20 protein-coding genes are annotated in these 19,776 nt (G+C 64.2%); 15 read left to right on the forward strand and 5 right to left on the reverse strand.

The window, feature by feature from the left end; translation table 11 throughout:
• Window positions 1–159: 159 nt before the first annotated feature.
• Complete coding sequence (locus GQB00_RS06840) at window positions 160–1,077, forward strand: LysR substrate-binding domain-containing protein (RefSeq protein ID WP_165855669.1); 918 nt, start codon at window positions 160–162, stop codon at window positions 1,075–1,077.
• Window positions 1,078–1,096: 19 nt separating this feature from the next.
• Here the strand turns inward: GQB00_RS06840 and GQB00_RS06845 are convergent, their stop codons facing one another.
• Window positions 1,097–1,603: a winged helix-turn-helix transcriptional regulator gene (locus tag GQB00_RS06845; protein WP_165855670.1), complete on the reverse strand. Its 507-nt coding sequence runs from the start codon at window positions 1,601–1,603 to the stop codon at window positions 1,097–1,099.
• A gap of 215 nt (window positions 1,604–1,818) precedes the next feature.
• Here GQB00_RS06845 and GQB00_RS06850 point away from each other — a divergent pair, with 215 nt between their 5' ends.
• From GQB00_RS06850 to alr, 3 genes are all read left to right on the forward strand, one after another.
• Window positions 1,819–2,175: a RidA family protein gene (locus tag GQB00_RS06850; RefSeq protein ID WP_165855671.1), complete on the forward strand. Its 357-nt coding sequence runs from the start codon at window positions 1,819–1,821 to the stop codon at window positions 2,173–2,175.
• Window positions 2,176–2,479: 304 nt separating this feature from the next.
• On the forward strand, window positions 2,480–3,739 hold the full coding sequence (locus GQB00_RS06855; protein ID WP_165855672.1) for a D-amino acid dehydrogenase: 1,260 nt from the start codon (window positions 2,480–2,482) through the stop codon (window positions 3,737–3,739).
• A 28-nt stretch (window positions 3,740–3,767) separates the two neighbouring features.
• On the forward strand, window positions 3,768–4,856 hold the full coding sequence (alr, locus tag GQB00_RS06860; RefSeq protein ID WP_165855673.1) for an alanine racemase: 1,089 nt from the start codon (window positions 3,768–3,770) through the stop codon (window positions 4,854–4,856).
• A 21-nt stretch (window positions 4,857–4,877) separates the two neighbouring features.
• On the opposite strand, the gene GQB00_RS06865 is transcribed toward alr, so the two are convergent.
• Both GQB00_RS06865 and GQB00_RS06870 read right to left on the reverse strand, forming a co-directional pair.
• Window positions 4,878–6,005, reverse strand: coding sequence for an ion channel (locus GQB00_RS06865; RefSeq protein WP_165855674.1), 1,128 nt, complete (start codon window positions 6,003–6,005; stop codon window positions 4,878–4,880).
• Window positions 6,006–6,070: 65 nt separating this feature from the next.
• The gene (locus GQB00_RS06870; protein ID WP_111495238.1) at window positions 6,071–6,982 is read right to left on the reverse strand and encodes a LysR family transcriptional regulator; all 912 of its coding nucleotides are present in this window, start codon (window positions 6,980–6,982) and stop codon (window positions 6,071–6,073) included.
• Between the two features lie 149 nt (window positions 6,983–7,131).
• Here GQB00_RS06870 and GQB00_RS06875 point away from each other — a divergent pair, with 149 nt between their 5' ends.
• The 3 genes from GQB00_RS06875 to GQB00_RS06885 all read left to right on the forward strand — a co-directional run bounded on the left by GQB00_RS06875 (window position 7,132) and on the right by GQB00_RS06885 (window position 9,725).
• Window positions 7,132–8,325 carry an MFS transporter gene (locus tag GQB00_RS06875; protein ID WP_165856548.1) on the forward strand — a complete coding sequence of 398 codons (1,194 nt, stop codon included), beginning with the start codon at window positions 7,132–7,134 and terminating at the stop codon, window positions 8,323–8,325.
• Between the two features lie 64 nt (window positions 8,326–8,389).
• Window positions 8,390–9,184, forward strand: coding sequence for an SDR family NAD(P)-dependent oxidoreductase (locus GQB00_RS06880; protein ID WP_165855675.1), 795 nt, complete (start codon window positions 8,390–8,392; stop codon window positions 9,182–9,184).
• Between the two features lie 133 nt (window positions 9,185–9,317).
• Window positions 9,318–9,725 carry a DUF2721 domain-containing protein gene (locus tag GQB00_RS06885; RefSeq protein ID WP_228160518.1) on the forward strand — a complete coding sequence of 136 codons (408 nt, stop codon included), beginning with the start codon at window positions 9,318–9,320 and terminating at the stop codon, window positions 9,723–9,725.
• 10 nt (window positions 9,726–9,735) lie between these two features.
• Here GQB00_RS06885 and GQB00_RS06890 read toward each other — a convergent pair whose 3' ends face one another.
• On the reverse strand, window positions 9,736–10,614 hold the full coding sequence (locus tag GQB00_RS06890) for a TIGR02285 family protein (protein WP_165855676.1): 879 nt from the start codon (window positions 10,612–10,614) through the stop codon (window positions 9,736–9,738).
• Window positions 10,615–10,746: 132 nt separating this feature from the next.
• On the opposite strand from GQB00_RS06890, the gene GQB00_RS06895 reads away from it, so the two are divergent.
• The gene (locus tag GQB00_RS06895; protein ID WP_323127252.1) at window positions 10,747–11,565 is read left to right on the forward strand and encodes a hypothetical protein; all 819 of its coding nucleotides are present in this window, start codon (window positions 10,747–10,749) and stop codon (window positions 11,563–11,565) included.
• A 6-nt stretch (window positions 11,566–11,571) separates the two neighbouring features.
• On the opposite strand, the gene GQB00_RS06900 is transcribed toward GQB00_RS06895, so the two are convergent.
• Window positions 11,572–12,231, reverse strand: a complete 660-nt coding sequence (locus GQB00_RS06900) for a hypothetical protein (protein ID WP_111495230.1) — start codon at window positions 12,229–12,231, stop codon at window positions 11,572–11,574.
• A 253-nt stretch (window positions 12,232–12,484) separates the two neighbouring features.
• Here GQB00_RS06900 and GQB00_RS06905 point away from each other — a divergent pair, with 253 nt between their 5' ends.
• The 7 genes from GQB00_RS06905 (at window position 12,485) to GQB00_RS06935 (ending at window position 19,762) form a co-directional block, all read left to right on the forward strand.
• The gene (locus GQB00_RS06905; RefSeq protein WP_111495228.1) at window positions 12,485–13,264 is read left to right on the forward strand and encodes a DeoR/GlpR family DNA-binding transcription regulator; all 780 of its coding nucleotides are present in this window, start codon (window positions 12,485–12,487) and stop codon (window positions 13,262–13,264) included.
• Complete coding sequence (locus GQB00_RS06910; protein WP_165855678.1) at window positions 13,261–14,316, forward strand: ABC transporter ATP-binding protein; 1,056 nt, start codon at window positions 13,261–13,263, stop codon at window positions 14,314–14,316. Before GQB00_RS06905 ends, GQB00_RS06910 begins: the two co-directional genes overlap by 4 nt.
• Complete coding sequence (locus GQB00_RS06915) at window positions 14,292–15,572, forward strand: ABC transporter substrate-binding protein (RefSeq protein ID WP_165855679.1); 1,281 nt, start codon at window positions 14,292–14,294, stop codon at window positions 15,570–15,572. Before GQB00_RS06910 ends, GQB00_RS06915 begins: the two co-directional genes overlap by 25 nt.
• Before the next feature lie 111 nt (window positions 15,573–15,683).
• Window positions 15,684–16,550 (forward strand): carbohydrate ABC transporter permease, encoded by an 867-nt coding sequence (locus GQB00_RS06920; RefSeq protein WP_111495222.1) that lies wholly within the window; start codon window positions 15,684–15,686, stop codon window positions 16,548–16,550.
• Window positions 16,551–16,590: 40 nt separating this feature from the next.
• Window positions 16,591–17,400 carry a carbohydrate ABC transporter permease gene (locus tag GQB00_RS06925; RefSeq protein WP_165855680.1) on the forward strand — a complete coding sequence of 270 codons (810 nt, stop codon included), beginning with the start codon at window positions 16,591–16,593 and terminating at the stop codon, window positions 17,398–17,400.
• A 20-nt stretch (window positions 17,401–17,420) separates the two neighbouring features.
• Entirely contained in the window at window positions 17,421–18,209 is a 789-nt protein-coding gene (locus GQB00_RS06930) for an HAD-IIB family hydrolase (RefSeq protein WP_165855681.1), read from the forward strand.
• 26 nt (window positions 18,210–18,235) lie between these two features.
• On the forward strand, window positions 18,236–19,762 hold the full coding sequence (locus tag GQB00_RS06935) for a hypothetical protein (RefSeq protein ID WP_165855682.1): 1,527 nt from the start codon (window positions 18,236–18,238) through the stop codon (window positions 19,760–19,762).
• Window positions 19,763–19,776: the final 14 nt, after the last annotated feature.

Raw genomic sequence — 19,776 nt, forward strand, 5'->3', positions numbered from 1 at the left:
TCAAAGAAACGCAACGGGTTGAAAACACTCAACCCGATGAAAAGCGCTCACCAGATGAAAAGAACTCACCTGCCGTTGACAGGGAACCTCAGGAGACCAAATACTGGCAAAGCCGACAAACGATGAATATTTGCAGCCACGACAAAATTTAACTCATCCATGAAAACGCGCCGACTGCCCTCGCTATCCGCCCTCCGCGCCTTCGAGGCCGCCGCCCGCCACCTGAGCGCCAAGCAGGCGGCTCAGGAGCTGTCGGTGACGCCCACCGCCGTCAGCCACCAGATCCGGCAGCTTGAAGACACGCTCGGGGTATCGCTTTTCGTGCGCAAACCGCGGCAACTGCTGCTCACCGCTCAGGGGCGGGAACTGCTGACGTCGTTGACCGATGCCTTCGACACCATGGCCGATGCGGTGCAACGGCTGCAGGCGCCTCCGGAGCGTCGCGCCGTGACGATTTCAACCACGCCCGCCATCGCGGTGCGCTGGCTATTACCCTGGGTCTGCCAGCTCAAGGACATCCGGCCCCGCATCGACCTTCGCGTCCACGCCACCCACGACCTGACGCCGCTGGACGGCGTGACGGCGGACCTGGCCATCCGCTACGGCACGGGCCCATGGCCGGGTCTGGTGGCGGAAAAGCTGTTCGACAACACGTTTGTCCCCGCCTGCAGCCCATCGCTCGGCCTCACCGACCCCGCCGACCTGCCCCGGCATACGCTGATCCACTTCGAGCCCCAGACGTCCCGCAGCCTGCCACTGGACTGGCGCACCTGGCAGGCTGAAGCCGGCGTACCCGGTCTGGACGTGAGCGCCGGGCTGGTGTTCTCCGACGAAACCCACACCATCCCCGCCGCGGTCGGCGGCCAGGGCATCGCCCTGATGAGCCGCACGCTGATCGCGGACGAACTGGCCAACGGGCAGCTGGTGGAGCCTTTCGGCCCGGCGCTGCAAGGGGAACCTTTCCAGCTGGTTTACCCGGAGGCGCGGCGCCACGATCCGACCATTACCGTCGTTCGCGAGTGGGTGCTGGGATTGCCGGGACTGGACCGCTTTGTCGCCGGAACGCCCGGCTCCTGACGGCGTCGATCTAGCGCCTTCAGGCGGTGTCCACCGGCAGGCGCATCGACTCACGGACCTCTTCCATAACGATGTAACTCTTGGAATTCTTGACCCCGGGCAGCACCAGTAGCATGTCGCCCAGCAGCGCCCGGTATTCGGACATGTCACTGATACGGGCCTTGATCAGGTAGTCGGCATCACCCGACACCAGGTGGCACTCGAGCATGAACGGCAGGTTCTCCACCGCTTCGTTGAACTTCTCGAAGGCATCCCGGGACTGGTAGGACAGGGAAATCTCCACGAACACGAGCATGGACAAGCCCAGCAGGTCCGGATTCAGCCGGGCGTAGTAGCCCTCGATGTAACCGTCTTTCTCCAGACGCCGGACCCGCTCAATGCAGGGTGTGGAACTGAGCCCGACCCGCTCCGCCAGCTCGACGTAACTGAGCCGGCCGTCGTCCTGGAGCGCGGCCAGGATGCGGCGATCCAGCCGGTCCAGAGTGCGTTTTCGGCTTCCGGTCTCTCTTGCAGCGGTTCTTGGCACGATTCGGCCCTCTCGTCTGTATTATCCCCATTATCGACAACATGATCAGGGCGATGCACTGGCATAGCAAGCGATCACAGCTGGATCTGCTGGAACCGACGCATATACACGAAATTTCCATGTCAGGCCTGTACTACAATGCACCGGACGACACGGTTGCCGAGGCCGCCCGCTTTCGCCGACCGCCCCAATGACCGACTACGAGGAGCCTATTCATGTCCGATATCGAACGCCTGCACTCCACCGAGCGGATGAGCCGCATCGTCAAGCATCAGGGCGTGGTCTATCTGTGTGGCCAGACCGCCGGCGATGAGAACTGGGATATCGCGGAGCAGACCGAACGCTGCCTGGAGAAGATCAAGGGCCTGCTGGAGGAAGCTGGCAGCGGCGTGGACCGGATGCTGTCGGTGACCATTTACGTGCGCGACATGAAGGACTTTGCCGCCATGAACGAGGTCTGGGACAACTGGTTCGCCGAACTGCCCAAACCCGCCCGCGCCTGCGTCGAGGCGCGAATGGCGCGTCCGCCCATCCTGGTCGAGATGTCGGTCGTCGCCGCCGAAAACGCCTGACGTTTGAGTACCGGCCGCACGCCTGTCCCGGGCGTGCGGTCGTGTTTTTTTCCTCCAAGGGCACCCTACGCCTGATTCCCCTTTTACGTCGCGCCTCTCGCGCCCGCGCCTGCCCGCCACCCCCTCTTCATCAGCAAGCGCCACGAAAACCCAGGTTTTATAACTTAAAAAATAGAAAAAAGCAGTTATATCATCTGCAAAAACTCTTTTTTTGAAGCATTTTCATCCACGGCTTGCATTAGAATTTTCCCAAAGACACGACGGCCCCGGAGCGGCTGTCCTGGAAACTGGGGGTTCACGCAGCATGAAGATTGCGGTTTTGGGTGGCGGTGTGGCGGGCGTATCCTGCGCCTGGTATCTCGCCAATTCGGGGCATGAGGTCACGGTCATCGAGCGGCACGAGGCGGTCGCGGACGAAACCAGCTTCGGCAACGCCGGCATGCTGTCGTTCGGCTATACAAGCCCCTGGGCCGCTCCGGGCGTTCCCTTCAAGGCACTGAAGTGGATGATGCAGGACATGGCGCCGATCCTGGTGAGCCCCAGCGCGATGAACGGGCGCACCGCCCAGTGGCTGATCCAGATGCTGGGCCAGTGCTCGGAAAAGGCTTATCGGATCAACAAACAGCGTATGCTGCGCATCTCGGAGTACAGCCGCACCTGCCTGGACGACCTGACCCGGCGGGTGGCTCTGGATTTCGACCACCGCAGCCAGGGCACCATCGAGCTGTTCCGCGAGCAGCAGAAAATGGACAGCATCGGCGCCGACTTGGCGTCGCTTCGGGCATGCGGCGTCACCCACGAGGTCATCGACCACGCCGGCTGCATCCAGCACGAACCGGCCCTGGCCAACGTGGCGGATAAGTTCGTCGGCGGCCTGCGTTTTCCCCAGGACGGCACCGGTGACTGCAACCGGTTTACCAAGGGGCTGGCCCGTCACTGCGCCGACGCCGGCGTCGAGTTCCTACTGGGCACCACCATTGACGGCCTGGAGCGATCCGGCGACACCCTCACCGGTATCCGCACGTCGCGGGGGCGGATTGAGGCGGACGCCTACGTGATGGCCCTGGGCAGCTACTCACCGCTGCTGCTCCATCCCCTGGGCTTCCGGCTGCCGATCTACCCCATCAAGGGCTATTCCCTCACCCTGCCGCTGCTGGACGCCAACAGGGCGCCGCAATCGACGGTGATGGACGAGTCCTTCAAGGTGGCCGTCACCCGCTTCGACGACCGCATCCGCGTGGGCGGCACCGCCGAGATCGCCGACTTCGACCTGAGCCTGCAGGCGAAGCGCCGCAAGCCGACCGCGTTCGTGGTGAACGACCTGTTCCCCGGCGCCGGCGACCTGGACAACGCGTCCTTCTGGTGCGGGCTGCGCCCCATGACGCCGGACAGCGTGCCGGTGGTGGGCCAGACCCCGATCCGCAATCTCTACATGAACACCGGGCACGGCACGCTGGGCTGGACCATGTCCCAGGGCTCCGCGCGTCTCGTCACCGACGTCATCAACGGGCGCCGCCCGGACATCGACACCGACGGCCTGTCCATCCAGCGCTACCTCCACTGACGCCAACCGCCATCGCACGAGGAATCCCATGGCCCGACCCGCCGTTGCCGACATCGATCTGGACAGTATCCGCGCCAACTTCCGCCTGGCCACCACGCTGGCCCCGCAGGGTAAAGCGCTGGCCGTGGTGAAGGCAGACGCCTACGGCCATGGCGCCGTGCGCGTGGCCCGCAGCCTGGCGGACGAGGCCGAAGCGTTTGCCGTTGCCTCCATCGAGGAAGCCAGAACATTGCGCCATGCGGGGCTGCCGCATCCGGTTCTGCTGCTGGAAGGGTTCTTCGAGGAATCGGAGCTGGACGAAATCGCCCGCGAAGGCTATTGGAGCGCGGTGCACGATACCGCCCAGATCGACCGGATTGCCCGGACTGACCTGCCCCGCCCCATTACCGTGTGGCTGAAGGTGGACACGGGGATGCACCGGCTCGGCTTCAGCGGCGCGGAAGCGGTGGCGGCCTACCAGCGGCTGAGCGGCCTGCCCCAGGTCGAGCGCGTGGTGGTGATGACGCACCTGGCCAACGCGGATCAGGCGGTGACGGACCGCATATCCGTGGCGGACCAGATCGAACGGTTGCCGCCGGCGTTGCGCGCGCCGGGCATCGAAACCAGCGTCGCCAATTCGGCCGGCCTGCTGGACCACGATCTGGCCCGGCTGGACTGGCAGCGGCCTGGCATCATGCTCTATGGCGCCTCGCCGCTGGCGGTGGAGAACGATTACAGCCAGCAGCTGCAGGCGGCCATGACCCTGAAGAGCAAGATCATCGCCATGCGCTGGGTCGAGCCCGGCGAGCAGGTCGGCTACGGCGGCCGCTTCGTCGCCCGGGATCGCCGCCGCATCGGCACGGTCGCCATGGGCTACGCCGACGGCTACCCGCGCCAGGCGGCGGAGGGCACGCCGGTTCTGGTCGACGGTCAGCGCGCCCCGCTGGTCGGCCGGGTGTCCATGGACATGCTGACCGTGGACCTCACCGACCTTCCCAACGCGCGGATCGACAGCGAGGTGGAACTCTGGGGCAAGCGCCTGTCCGCCAACGAGGTGGCCGAATGCTGCGATACCATCGCCTATCACCTGTTCACCGGTGTCACCGCCCGCGTACCGCGCGATTACCGCGGACGCTGATCGGACACCGACAACCGCCAGTTACTGACTGTCAGCCATGAGGGACGCCATGGGCCGGTCGATGCAGGCGCGCACCTCGGTTTCGCCGGGAATGTACTCTTCACGCACCATCAGGATCAGGGCGGTGGCATCGAAACGGTGGTTGTGGGCCGGGTGACAGATGACTTCCTCGTCGGCGGTGACATAGGCCATCAGCGTGCCCATGCCGCCGGCCACCAGTTTGCAGGCCACTTCCGCCCACAGCGCGTTCCTGAGGTCCACCGGATAACGCATCGGGTGGTCGTCGTGGTGGGTAAACAGGTTTTCCAGCACCTTCTCGGAGCCCCGTGCCACCAGCGAACGCACCAGCATTTCCGGATAGGCGCGGATCGGGCGCAGGGTGCTGTCAGCCCCCAACTGGCTGGCGCGGACCCGGTTGTCCGTATCCACGCACTCCGCCACGGTGTAGGGCTGGTGCTCGCCGCAGAGCGTATTGAGCTGCATCAGCACGTCGAGGGTGACGCTGTCGGAGATGCGGCTGTCCTCGTCCCGGGCCAGGATGATGATGGCGCGCGCGGCTTCGGGTGTGACAGCACGCAGGGCTTCCGGGTCGGACGACTCACCGTGGTGATGCACCACGCCGCGTTCGCGCAGGTTGGCGGGCAGGCCATCGGGAAAGGCGTCGGTGAGGATCTGCACCGGCCGGTCGGCGAAGGTGTCGGTGGCTCGCAACTGATCCACCAGACGGCGGAAGTAGACGTCCGGGTTACGGGCCGGGCTGTGGATGATCAGTACGTGATCTTTCATCTGCCACCTCCAGCGGCCGTTGAGCATGTCCTGTTTGCGTTTGAGCCGGAAATCGATGTAATCGCTGGCCAGCTGCGCCATCATCGTGATGCCGGCCAGGTAGAGCAGCACGGTGGTCGCCGCCCGCCCGGCCGCGGTCGTGGCGGAGAAATCGCCGTAGCCGACCGTAGTGAGTGTGGTGAGCGTCAGCCAGGTGGCGTCGCCCACCGCCAGATTCTCGAAGATCACCATGGCCACGACGTGCAGCACGGCCAGCACCAGTAACCAGCCCAGGATACGGCGCAGGCGCGAGGCCATGTTGACCTGCAGCCGTCGGGTCAGTTCCTGACGCGAATGCCGGCGCAGCGTGCTGAATACGATCATCCGGAAAGCCTGCCTTCTCAAACGGATAGAAAGCGCATCCTACCATTCCGGCAGGCCGCCGCCAGTCAGGTACCCGGACCGGTCGCCTGCTGGGCCCTCAGCCGCTCCCGCAGAAAATCCACGAACTGGCGCACCCGCACCGGTCGCGGCCCGGTTCCCGGATACACAGCGTTGAGAGGCACCGAATCGCCGCGCCAGTCGCGGAAGGCCGGCTCCAGACGGCCGGCCAGCAGGTCCGCCCTGACGTCCAGCTCGCTCTTGTAGGCCAGACCGACGCCGTCGAGCGCCCAGTCCCGGACAATGGAGCCGTCGTTGCTGGTGCAGTCGCCGCTGACCTCCACCACCACCGCCTCGCTGCCCCGGCGGAACGACCAGCGCCGGTAGGCACTGCCGCCGAAGAAGTAGGTCAGGCAGTTGTGGGAGGCCAGATCCTGCGGGTGGCCGGGTCGGCCGTGGCGGGCAAAATAGTCCGGCGAGCCGACCACGATGCGTCGATTGTCCAGCAGCCGACGGGCCACCAGCGCGGAGTCCGGCAGCTCACCGTAGCGGATCGCCAGGTCCAGCGGCTCGGACACCAGATCCCGCATGGAATCCCCCGCCTGCAGGATGAATCGCACTTGTGAATGCAGGGCGCGGAACTCGTCCATCAGTGGGCGTAGCCACTGGCGAGCAAAATCCACCGGTGCCGTGAACCGGATTTCACCGCTGATTTCGGCGCAGTCGTGGCTCACCGAATGCCGGGCCTCATCGATCAGGGTCAGCCCCGGCGCCACCCGCTCGCGGAACAGCAGACCCTCGGGTGTCAGACGCAGGTTGCGGGTGTTGCGCTCCACCAGCCGCACGCCCAGTTCCGCCTCCAGACGTTTGAGGCTGGCACTGGCGGCAGCGGGCGAACGCTCCAGGGTGCGCGCGGCGGCACTGAGGGATCCCAGCCGGGCCGCCTCCACGAACAGGCGCAGATCTGCAAGATTGGTCATTTTCAAAATCTGATTGAAAGTGTTTTATCGCTCAGGCCAATTATCAGTCGCCGCTTCAGCCAACACAATAGCGTTCATCATTCATCGCTCACTGCGAAAGACACGGAAAACGCTTCATGAACACCCCAACGAACTCCGATTCCCCGCGCCTGCCCGTCGCGCTGCTGGCCCTGACCGTCGGCGCCTTTGGCATAGGCGTGACCGAATTCGTCATCATGGGCCTGCTGATGGAAGTCAGCACGGACCTGGACGTCACTATCTCGTCGGCCGGCATGCTGATCTCCGGCTACGCCCTGGGCGTGGTCGTCGGCGCCCCGGTGATGACCACCCTGACCGCCGCCTGGCCCCGCAAGCTGACGCTGCTGATCCTGATGGTGGTCTTCACCGTGGGCAACGCCGTCTGCGCCCTGGCCCCCAACTACGAAGTTCTGATGGTCGCCCGCGTGGTCACCGCCTTCGCCCACGGCACTTTCTTCGGCGTCGGCTCCATCGTCGCCACCGGGCTGGTCGCGCCCGAGCGCAAGGCCTCGGCCATTGCGGTCATGTTCACCGGGCTGACGGTAGCCAACATCCTGGGCGTGCCTTTCGGCACCTGGCTCGGTCAGACCCTCGACTGGCGGGCGACATTCTGGGCCGTCACCCTGGTGGGCCTGGCCGCACTGGCGGTCATCGCCCTGTTCGTTCCCCGCGACCAGGGCACGCCGGAAACGCCCGACTGGCGGGCCGACCTGCGCGCCCTGGGGCGGCTGCCGGTGGTGCTGGGCCTGCTGACCACGGTACTGGGCTTCGGCGGTGTGTTCGCCGTATTCACCTACATCGCACCCATCCTGACTCAAGTCTCGGGGTTTGCAGACGCCGCTGTGTCGCCCATCCTGCTGGTATTCGGCGGCGGGCTGATCATCGGCAACCTGCTGGGCGGGCGTCTGGCGGATCGCCACCTGGTGCCGACGGTGCTGGGCAGCCTGCTGGCGCTGGCGGCCACGCTAGGCCTGTTGTCGCTGGTGCTGGAAAGCCAGTGGCTGACGATTGCCTTTGTCGGCCTGCTGGGCGTTACCGCGTTCGCCACCGTCGCGCCCCTGCAGATGTGGGTGCTGTCGAAAGCCGAAGGGGCGGGCCAAAGCATGGTGTCCAGCATCAACATTGCCGCGTTCAATCTGGGCAATGCCATCGGGGCCTGGCTGGGCGGTGCGGTCATCGATCAGGGCCTGGGCCTGTCGGCACTGCCCTGGGTGGCGGCCCTCATTCCGTTGGCCGCCATCGCCACGGCGCTGCTGAGCCTGCGGCTGGAACAGCGCAGGGCGCCGCAAGAACTTTCCTTCGACTCGGCCTGTCCGAGTGATTAGGCCATTCACCGTCAACGCAGCAACCACGCTGACTAAGCAACCCCACTGACTGAAAGGAGTCGCTATGAACATCGATCTTCAAGGTAAAGTCGCCATCGTCACCGGGTCCACCCAGGGCATCGGCCTGGCCATCGCCAAAGGCCTGGCCGGATGCGGTGCCACGGTTGTGGTGAACGGCCGCAAGCAGGCCGCCGTGGACGCGGCCGTGGCCAAGGTGCGGGAAAGCGCTACCGGTGCGGAAGTACGTGGTGTCGCCGCCGACCTGGCTACCGCCGGGGGCTGCCAGGCACTGGTTGAGGCCGAACCGACCGCCGATATCCTGGTCAACAACGTGGGCGTGTTCGGTCCGCAGGACTTCTTCGACACACCGGACGACGAGTGGCAGCGCTTCTTCGACGTGAACGTGATGTCCGGCGTGCGCCTGTCCCGGGCCTATCTGCCGGGCATGGAGAACAAGGGCTGGGGCCGGGTGATCTTCCTGTCCTCCGAATCCGCGCTGAACATTCCGGCGGACATGATCCACTACGGTTTCACCAAGACCGCCAACCTGTCGGTTTCCCGTGGTCTGGCCAAGCGCATGGCGGGCACCGGTGTGACCGTCAACGCGGTGCTGCCGGGGCCGACCATGTCCGAGGGCGTGGAAGGCATGCTGAAGGAGGCCGCCGAAGCATCCGGCAAGAGCGTTCAGGAAACCGCCATCGACTTCGTCAAGGCCGAGCGCCCCAGCTCCATCATCCAGCGTCCGGCGGAAGTGGACGAAGTGGCCAACCTGGTGGTCTATGTGGCCTCGCCACTGTCCTCGGCCACCACCGGCGCCGCGTTGCGCGTGGACGGCGGCGTGGTGGACAGCCTCGCCTGATCCCGCCCCTGGCTCCGCCCGACCGGGTGGAGCCAGCCGGGTCGCGGCCCGTACAATCGCTGACTCGACGGCTCCCCGGAATTCTTCCACAATCACAGGAAGATAGAATTCCATCCCGCGCAAGGAGCCGCCTTTGACCCTGACTCTCACCACGCCCGCCCTGCTGTTTCCCGCCATTTCCCTGCTGCTGCTGGCCTACACCAACCGTTTCCTGGTTCTGGCGCAGCTGATCCGGCAACTCAAACAGATGGAAAGCGAGCGGGATTACGAGCTGCTGGCGCGACAGATCGGCGGGCTGCGCAAGCGCATCGTGCTGACCAAGCGCATGCAGGCCTGCGGAGTACTGAGCTTCCTGCTGTGCACCATTTCCATGTTCACCCTGTTCCTGGGCTTTCACACCACCGGGATCATCTGCTTCGGGGCCAGCCTGGTGCTGCTGTCGATGTCACTGCTCTACTCGCTGTACGAGATCGTGATTTCCAACAATGCGATCAATATTGAGCTGGAGGATTTCGAGGCGCGGCACAAGACCGCGGACTGATCCCGGAACCCTACGGCAGCGCCCTGCGCCGCTCCATGAAGAGGTCGAACACATCGTCGTAGGCACGACGGTCGACCGGCAGCAGCGTCTGGCGATAGAGATCCCGCCCTTCCTGGCGGATGGCGGGATCCTCCAGCACCTTATCAATGGCATCGATGATGGCATTGCCCCACGCCCCGCGCGGGCAGCCGTAGTACTGCAGCAGATAGGCAGGCTGCTCGGTCAGGGCCAGGAAGACCAGGTCGGTGTTGCTGGAGCCGGCGTAATAGTGAACCTCGGATGAGTGAGCCAGGATAGCGTCGACCCGCCCGGCTTCGAGCAGCCCGAACAGCAACTCCGCGTGACGCAAGCGGACGGTGCGCGGGTCGTTCAGGCCGACCCGGTTGAAGTACTGACGCGCAATCTGGTCGACGGCGCGCCCATAGCTACGCCCGCGCACGACCCCCAATCGAAGGCTTTCGTTCTCAAGCAATGCCGTGAGGCTGACGCGCCGCTCACCGCCATACAGTGGCGCCAGACGGTCCGCCTGATCACGTCGCAGCACCAGCCCCGGCGGCAGCATGGGAATCACCGGATCCGAATAGGCCACGAAGGTGGATCGCTCCGGGGTCCAGAGCAACGCGTAGGAACAGGTGGAAACACCCCGCTCCATCTCGTAGATCATCCGCGCAAAATCCGACTGCCGGTAGCGATGCTGATACTCGGGCATGGCGTCGGTGACCAGCAGGTGCAATCGATCCAGCACGCCACCGTTACGGCCGTCGATACCGGCAAAGAAAGGCGGGAAATCAGGCGCACGCCAGGTGATCACCGGCTTATCGGTATCGGCCAAAACGTCAGCGCACCACAACAGGACGACGCACAGCCAGCCCATGGCCTTGAAGGACATTAAATCAGCTTCCGACTGGTTCAAGAATCCACCCATCTTAGCAGCTGATGGATCACGGCCTGACAAAAATGCTACCGCCGCCTCAAGCAACCGCTTAGAATGCGCAATCTTTGGTCACCTGTGCAGGCAGCCGTGCGACTGATTTCCTTTGATGTGTTCCGAACCCTTGGTTTTCCCGACACCTCGGTCCTGAAACCGGAGGCGTTCCTGCGTCACAAGAGCGAGCTGGGCGAGGCTGACTGGGTTCTGTTTCCCGAATACTGGCAACTCAACGCCCTGGTGCATGGGCTCAAGTGCCGGGTGTTTCCCAGTGAAGCCAGCTACCGCATCGGCCACGACAAGATCGAGATGACCCGCGCCTTCCAGACCGTCGCCCCGGCCCACACGCCCTGGACAATGATCGAAGCCAACGGCCCGCAGGAACGCGAGGCCATCTGGCAGGCGATGCCACTCCCCTTTGTCGCCAAGGCTCCCCGCGCCAGCATGGGCGAAGGCGTCTGGCTGATCGAGACGCGCGAGGACTGGCAGCGCTACTGCGAGGCGGCGGATGTGCTCTACGCCCAGGAATACCTGCCGATCGACCGGGACATCCGGGTGGTGATCGTGGGCGACCGGATGGTGACCGCCTATTGGCGCCATCAGGCGCCGCAGGGGTTCTACAACAACGTGGCGCGTGGCGGACGCATCGACAACGGCCCGGTCCCCAGGGCGGCGACGGCGCTGGCGTTGCAGATCGCCCGCGACCTGGACATCAACCATGCCGGGTTCGACATCGCCATGGTGGGCGATTACCCCTACGTGCTGGAGTTCAACCGCCTGTTCGGCAACCAGGGTCTCAGCCGGGGTTCGGACCTGCGCGACGCCATCCTCGACTACCTGCGCAACGAGAGTGACCCAAAGGATCCGGACACCCCGCTGGATCCCGAACCGCCGATGCCGATTGCGGTCTAAGCCGCCTCAGCGCGTAAAGAACCGCGGATTGCGCTCGATAAAGGCATTGATCCAGCGCGCCAGGAAGGACTCGCCGGTGCCCTGGCGCAGGTAGCGCCAGCCCAGGATCGCAATCACCAGCGCACCAATCGTGTCGACGATCAGGTCCCACATGGTGTCGGTGAGGCCGGACGGATCTCCCAGCATGGCCTTCTGCATGTTCATACCGAACAACTGGTCCATGCTGAATTCGAAGATCTCCCACAACGCCCCGAAGCCAACGGCGAACAGAAAAGCGAAGAAGGACACGAAACCGGGCTTGAGATGCATCTCCAGGCGTTCGGTTTCGTTGAGGATATGCACCAGCAGGAAGCCGAGGATTCCCAGCAGGAACCCCGAGCTGGTGTGCAGGACGATATCCCACCACCAGAAGCGCGTGTAGTAACCGCGCACCTCCCCCAGGAACAGCGCCGCAAAGACAAAGCCAATGGCCAGCAACTGCATCTGCGGCGGCACGAAAATGCGGAAACGACGCTCCACCAGCACCGGCAGAAAGGTAATGCCGATGATCAGCAGGACGAACGCCGCGGTCATCCACTGACGCTCGATCAGGGCAAACACAGCCTGGACCAATAACACCAGTTGCAGCGCTATCGTGATCCGCTGGTGGGTGATCCGTATGCGCATACCTACCGCTCCCTGAGTAACGTCGTCACGCTCAAATTAGCACAGCCCCGCTTCGAAATGCGTCTCGGGGCCGGGCGCGATGCCGGCCTCTTCCACCGAAGCGCAAACCTTCGTTCGAAACACAAACCGCGGGGAAGAAGGCCGGCCCCATGTCAGGAAAAAGCAACAAAACTGACATTCGAACGCCACTCGCCTGAAATATTACGTCTCTACAGTTTCGATCGAAACACGGAAACATTCGATTGGAACCTCCATGCAGCTAAGCGAAAGACAGAACACCATCCTGGACCTGCTCCGCGACAAGGGCGGGGTCCTGGAAAGCGGCGAGTTGACCGACCAGCTTCACGTCTCGGTGCAGACCATCCGCAAGGACCTCAACGAGCTGAGCGAGTACGGTCTGGTCAAACGGGTCTATGGCGGCGTGACCCTGCCGGTGCAGAACAAGAACCTGTCGTTCGACAACCGCAAGGTGATCAACCTGGCGGAAAAGGAAAGGATCGGCCAACTGATTGCCGGGTTCCTGCCCGAGGGCGTCAGCATCTTCCTGGGCATCGGCACGACCCCTCAGCAGATCGCCCAGAAGCTGATCCATCACCCCGGCCTGACGGCCATCACCAACAACCTGAACGCCGCCCTGGCGCTGTGCCAGAACCCCAACATCACCACCTACTGCGTCAGCGGTCGGGTGCGCAACGCCGACCAGGACATCGTCGGCGAGGACGCCACCGCCTACTTCCGCAAGTTCCAGGTGAACTACGGCATCTGCGGAGTGGGCGGCATCTCCGAGCAGGGAGCCCTGCTGGACTTCTCGCCGGAAGAGGCGCACCTGACCCAGACCCTGCTGGCGAACTGCGAATCCCGCCTTCTGGTGGCGGACCACCACAAGTTCCAGCGCAGCGCACCGGTCAAGAGCGGGCACCTGCGCTCCATCGATCGCTTCTTCACCGACCGCCTGCCCGAGGGATTGCGCCCGCTGTGCAACGAGATGGGCGTGGAAGTGATTGAGGCCGACGCACACGGGGAGAACGCATGAGCTTCCTGGAAATACGCCACCTGACCAAACGCTGGGGAGACAAGGTCGCCGTGGACGATCTGAGCCTGACCATCGACGAAGGGGAATTCGTTGCCCTGCTCGGCCCCAGCGGCTGCGGCAAGTCCACCACCCTCAACATGATCGCCGGGCTGGAGACGCCGTCCTCGGGAGAGATCCACCTTAACGGTCAGGACATCAGCGCCCTGCCGCCGGGCCGACGCAACCTGTCGATGGTATTCCAGTCCTACGCCCTGCTGCCCCACCTGAGCGTGAAGGAAAACATCCTGTTCGGCCTCAAGGCGCGGCGTGTCCCCAGGCAGGAACAGGCCGACCGGCTGGAGCACGCCCTGGCGCTGGTGGACCTGAACGACCACGTCCACAAGAAGCCGGGACAGCTCTCCGGCGGCCAGTGCCAGCGTGTCGCCCTCGCCCGCACCATCGTCTCCAAGGCACCGCTGTGCCTGATGGACGAGCCGCTGTCGAACCTGGACGCCAAGATGCGCAACGAGATGCGCTCGGAGATCCGCGCCCTGCAGCAGAAGCTGGGGCTGACCGTGGTCTACGTCACCCACGACCAAGTGGAGGCCATGAGCATGGCCGACCGCATCCTGTTGCTGAACCAGGGCCAGGTGGAGCAGAACGACCGCCCCGACGCGCTCTACAACCAGCCCGCCAGCCGTTTTACCGCCGGCTTTATCGGTCAGCCGCCGATGAACCTGTTCGAGCGGGATGGCGTCACCATTGGCGTGCGCCCCGAACACATCCGGGTGGTGGACGACGGCGGTCTGATGGTCGAGGTGATCGACGAGGACTACCACGGCGCCGAATCCATCCTCACCGTCGACCTGCACGGCGAACGCCTGCGCCTGACCCGGCCCGGTCGCACCCATTCCCTGCGCGGCACCCGCCTGCGCATCGCCTGGCCAATCGAAGACGAACACCGGTTCTGCCTGGACACCGGGCGGCGCCTGCCTGCAGCACCCGGCATTACGCCAACACCCACCGAACCTCATGGAGAGACTCGACAATGCTCAACTTCAAGAACGGCCTGAAGGTCGCCCTGCTGAGCGCCGGACTCGTGTCCGCCGCCAGTGCCCAGACCCAACTGACCATGTACTACCCGGTTTCCGTCGGCGGCCCGCTGACCAAGGTGGTGGACGGCATGATCGCCGATTTCGAGGCCGCCCATCCGGACGTGGACGTGGATGCCATCTACGCCGGCAACTACAACGACGCCCGGGTCAAATCCCTGGCCGCCCTGAAAAGCGGTGAACCGGCCCAGTTGTCGGTCATGTTCTCCATCGACCTGCACGAGCTGCGCGACCTGGACGCCATCGTGCCCTTCGACGAGGTGGTCGAAACCGACGCCGACCGCGAGTGGCTCGACAGCTTCTACCCCGCCCTGATGGAAAACGGCAAGGTGGACGGCAAGACCTGGGGTGTGCCTTTCCAGCGCTCCACCATCGTCATGTACTACAACAAGAACCTGTTCCGTAAAGCCGGCCTCGACCCTGAGCAGCCACCAAAGAACTGGGACGAGCTGGTGGAATACGGCAAGGCCCTGACCAAACGAGACGACAGCGGCAACGTGGACCAGTGGGGTGCGATGATCCCCTCCACCGGCTATCCGTACTGGATGTTCGGCGCCCTGGCCAAGCAGAACGGCGAAGTCCTGATGAACCAGGCCGGTACCGAAACCCACTTCGACGACCCGGCCGTGGTGGAGGCCCTGGCGTACTGGCGTTCGCTCGGCGCCGAGCATCACATCATGCCCACCGGCACCATCGAGTGGGGCACCCTGCGCCAGAACTTCCTGGACCAGAAGACCGCCATCATGTGGCACTCCACCGGCAACCTGACCGCCGTGAAGGAAAACGCCAACTTCGACTTCGGGGTTGCCATGCTGCCGGCCCGTAAAGAACCGGGCTCGCCCACCGGCGGCGGCAACTTCTATCTGTTCAAGCAGTCCACGCCCGAGCAGCGCCAGGCGGCACTGCAACTGGTCAAATTCATGACCGCCCCGGAGCGGGCCGCCCAGTGGAGCATCGCCACCGGTTACATGGGCGTGAGCCCCGCCGCTTACGAGACGCCGGAACTGGAACAGTACACCGAGACGTTCCCGCCGGCTCTGGTGGCACGCAACCAGCTCAAGTACGCCACCGCCGAGCTGTCCACCCACCAGTCCGGCCGCGTGCGCAAGTTCCTGGATGATGCCATCCAGGCCACCCTGAGCGGTCAGGAATCCGCCGAAGACGCGCTGAGCACCGCGCAGATGCAGGCCGACAGAATCCTGCGGCGGTATCGCTAGAGGAATCTTCGCCCCCCTCTCTCCCTGCGGGCGAGGGGGGGATCGGGGCAAGGATTCAACATCCATCAAGCCGCCCACTCAACCGAACCGCCATCAAGACAGCCAAACCGTATGCAAAACACCAAAACCCTCTACGCCTGGCTCCTGCTGCTGCCGGCCCTGGTCCTGCTGGTGGCCTTTACCCACTACCCGGCCGTGGCCACGCTCTGGCGCAGCATCAGCGCCATCGGCGTCCAGCCGGCCGGCGAGCTGACCCTGGATAACTACCAGTACATGCTGCACGACCCGGTGCTCCGGCAGGTGCTGTCCAACAGTTTCCTCTACGCGGCGATCACAGTGCCCGTCTCCATGATCCTGGCCCTGACCATGGCGCTGTGGGTCAACGACCGGCTGCGCGGCGTCGGTTTCCTGCGGCTGGCCTATTTCACACCCACCATCCTGCCGATGATCTCGGTCGCCAACATCTGGCTGTTCTTCTACAGCCCGGAAATCGGACTGTTCAACCACGTGCTCGCGTTCTTCGGCCACCCGGGCCTGAACTGGCTCGGCGACCCGGATGTCAGCCTCTACAGCCTGATGGCGATGACCATCTGGAAAGAGGCGGGGTTCTTCATGATTTTCTACCTGGCCGCCCTGCAGACCATCAGCCCCGAATACTACAAGGCCGCCGCCGTGGAGAACGCCGGTCGCTGGTACACCTTCCGCCGGGTGACCTTTCCGTTGCTGATGCCGACCACCCTGTTCGTGCTGGTCAACGCCATCCTCAACGCGTTCAAGCTGGTGGATCACCTGTTCATCCTGACCAAGGGCGGCCCCAATAACAGCACCAACCTGCTGCTCTACTACATCTTCGAAAACGCCTTCAGTTTCTTCGACACCGCCTACGCGGCGGCCTTGACGGTGGTCCTGCTGCTGATCCTGATGGCGCTGGCGCTGCTGCAGTTCGGCGTCTTCGAAAAACGCATCCACTATCGCTAACTATCGCTAACTATCGCTAACTATCGCTAGGACACGGCTCATGCAGACACTTTTCCGCTCCCTGTCCGGCCTGCTGGCCTGGATCGTCGGCATCGCCTGGCTGTTCCCATTGATTTACGCCTTCTGGTCAGCCTTCCACGGCTCGGATTACACCACCCACTTCGAGCTGCTGGCGCCGCTGACCCTGGAGAACTTCGCCACCGCCTGGCACCAGGCGCCGTTCCTGCGCTACATGCTCAACACCGTGCTGATCACCGGGCTGATCCTGGCCTGCCAGCTGGTGCTCTGCACCCTGGCGGCCTACGCCCTGGCCCGCTTCGAATTTCGCGGCCGCGGTACGGTGTTCGCGCTGATCCTGCTGCAACTGATGGTGGTCCCGGAAGTGCTGATCGTGGAGAACTACCAGACGGTCGCCAGCCTGGGCGCTGTGGACACTTACCTGGGCGTGGGTCTGCCCTACCTGGCCAGCGCCTTCGCCATCTTCCTGCTGCGCCAGACCTTCAGGACCGTGCCCCAGGCATTCGAGGACATGGCCCGGCTGGAGGGATGCAGCGAGCTGGGCATCATCTGGAAAGTGTTCGTGCCGCTGGGAAAACCCACCTACCTCGCCTTTTCCCTGGTCTCGATCAGCTACCACTGGAACAACTTCCTGTGGCCGCTGGTGGTGACCAACACCGAGGACAGCCGCCCGCTGACGGTGGGCATGTCGATCTTCGGCGCCCCGGAGTCCGGCGTCGACTGGGCGGTGATCTCCGCCGGCACGCTGATCACCGTCGGTCCGCTGCTCGTCCTCTTCCTGCTGTTCCAGCGCCAGTTCGTCCAGTCCTTCCTGCGGGCCGGGCTCAAGTAATCCGATTCAAGGAAACCGCCATGAACGCCGGCCTGCCCGTGCCTCAGCCCAAGCCGCTTCCCGACCGGCTATCCGAACGTCCACAGATACTGTTCACCGACGTGGACGACACCCTGACCTGGCAGGGCCGGGTGCCGGTTGAAGCGATGCAGGCGCTGTACAACCTGTCCGCCGGCGGCGTCGATGTGGTCCCGGTGACCGGAGCCAGCGCTGGCTGGTGCGACTGCCTGATGAAGACCTGGCCCATTCGGGCGATTGTCGGAGAGAACGGCGCGTTCTACCTCTATCGAACCGGCAACGGCGTGGTGCAGCGGCGCTGGCTCAAGCCCGAATCCTCGATTGCCGGGGATCGCCGGCGCCTGTGCCAGCTGAGCACCGACCTGCAGGCCCGCTATCCCGACATACGCCCGACCCAGGACCAGCCGTTCCGCATCAGCGAGATGGCCTTTGACGTCGGGCAAGCCGCCACCGTAGACCGTCAGACCGCGCAGGAAGCCACCGACTGGCTGCGCCGCCAGGGACTGTCCGCGCGACTCAGTTCCATCCACATCAACGCCTGGGTGGGGGATCACAGCAAGGCCAGCGGCGCCCTCGCCTGGCTCGGCGACCACGGTCTTTCGCCGGACGACAGCCTGTTCATCGGTGACTCCCCCAACGACGAATCCATGTTCGAGCATTTCCGCCTCACCGTCGGGGTGGCCAACATCCGCGAATTCCTGCCGCTGATGCGCCACCACCCGCGCTACATCACCCGCCAACAGGGAGGACACGGTTTCGCCGAGCTCGCCGTTCGCATCGCGGACGTTTAAACCCAATCGCAAAGCAAGGAGGTTTCATGCGTTTCTCTGCCCGTAATCGTTCCATGGCTCGCAGCAGTGTGACGACCCTGTTGCTGGCCGCCGCCGTCCCGGCCCATGCCGGCTTCTGGGAGGATGTGGAAAGCCAGTCGGGTCTGGACCACGCGATGATCCAGACGCCGATGAACAATACCACGGCGGTGTCCGCCCACAACGCCTACACCGAGGCCCACCTAGCCGCCAGCCTGAATCTCAGCGGCACGCTGACCAAGCTGTCGGACGCCATCGACGCCGGCGCCGATCTGCTGGAACTGGACCTGGTGTACGACGGGAACGATCAGATGGTGAAGGTTTCCCACAACCCGGGCACCCTTCACAGCAACAAGGCGGTGCTGGACGATGTGCTCAGCGACGCCAAGCTGCAGGGCGCCAGCCAGCCCCTGTTCCTGGAGCTCAAGGAAACCAGCCTGATGCCGGATTACGTGGTGGGCATCATCGAGAGCCTGCGCAACCGCGGCTACCTGACCGAAGGCCGGCCGGTGTTCCTGCGCAGTTTCGCCAGCGGCCGCGCCAATCTGGTTTACGCCCAACAGTACCTGGCGAACAATTACCCGAATCTCGCGCCCTACGTGCACTACAGCGAACTGTACAGTTCGACCAGCGATCTCAGCGGCCTGCAAAGCCAGGTGGCATCCGCCCGGGCGGACGGTTTCGACATGGTGGAGTTCAACTATCAGACGCCCAACCTGGGCGCCCACATCCAGTACGCCAAATCCCTGGACCTGGGCGTCGGGCTCTGGACGATTCCGTCCAGCATGGGCGAAGTGGGCCTGACCCTGTTCCGGGATGAAGTGGACGAAATGACCACCGACTACGACCTGGCCAGCGCCCGCCAGGTGGTCGCGGACAGCAACCAGCTCCTCTATTTCAACACCGCCGACCAGGACAGCGGCGCCAGCAGCCTCAGCTATTACCGCACCGGGGCCATCGCCTACAGCGTATCGGCAGACGGCGCAACGGCCCCCTCTCTGAGCGAAGCCGGTACCGGCTCACCCTTCTTTGGCACCGTTGCCCTGTTTGATAACAGCGAAGGGGATCATCTGAGCTTCTACGACGCCGACCAGGGCAGCGGCAACGGCTACCTGGTCAACGCACTGGTGCAGTTCAACGATCTGTCGGTGCCCGACGGCGCCACCTGGGCCATCGTCAACAAATCGGACAGCGCCGGCTTCGCTCTCGAGTTATACAACCCTTCCGGCATCCCCGGTCCGGTGCTGCGCTACGGCGTTCACGTGGACGGCGCCTACCGCTACGTCACCTACGACGCCAGTGCGCTCGGCGAGGGCAACAGCTACTACGTCACCGGCGCCTACGACGGCAACGGCGGTGTGCGGCTCTACATCAACAGCGCCCAGATCAGCGCGGGAAATTCCTTCAATACTGAAGTGACGCGCAATAACTCGCCGGTCGTCCTCGCGGCCGACCCGCAGGGCGCGTCCGACACCCGCTTCCACAGCAACATCAACGTCCAGATGCTGTCGATCCAGGACTGGGCCAATCACTGAAGCCTCGCCCTATT

It is taken from the genome of Marinobacter sp. JSM 1782161 (genome assembly GCF_011421605.1).
GTDB classification, from domain to species: Bacteria; Pseudomonadota; Gammaproteobacteria; order Pseudomonadales; family Oleiphilaceae; genus Marinobacter_A; species Marinobacter_A bohaiensis.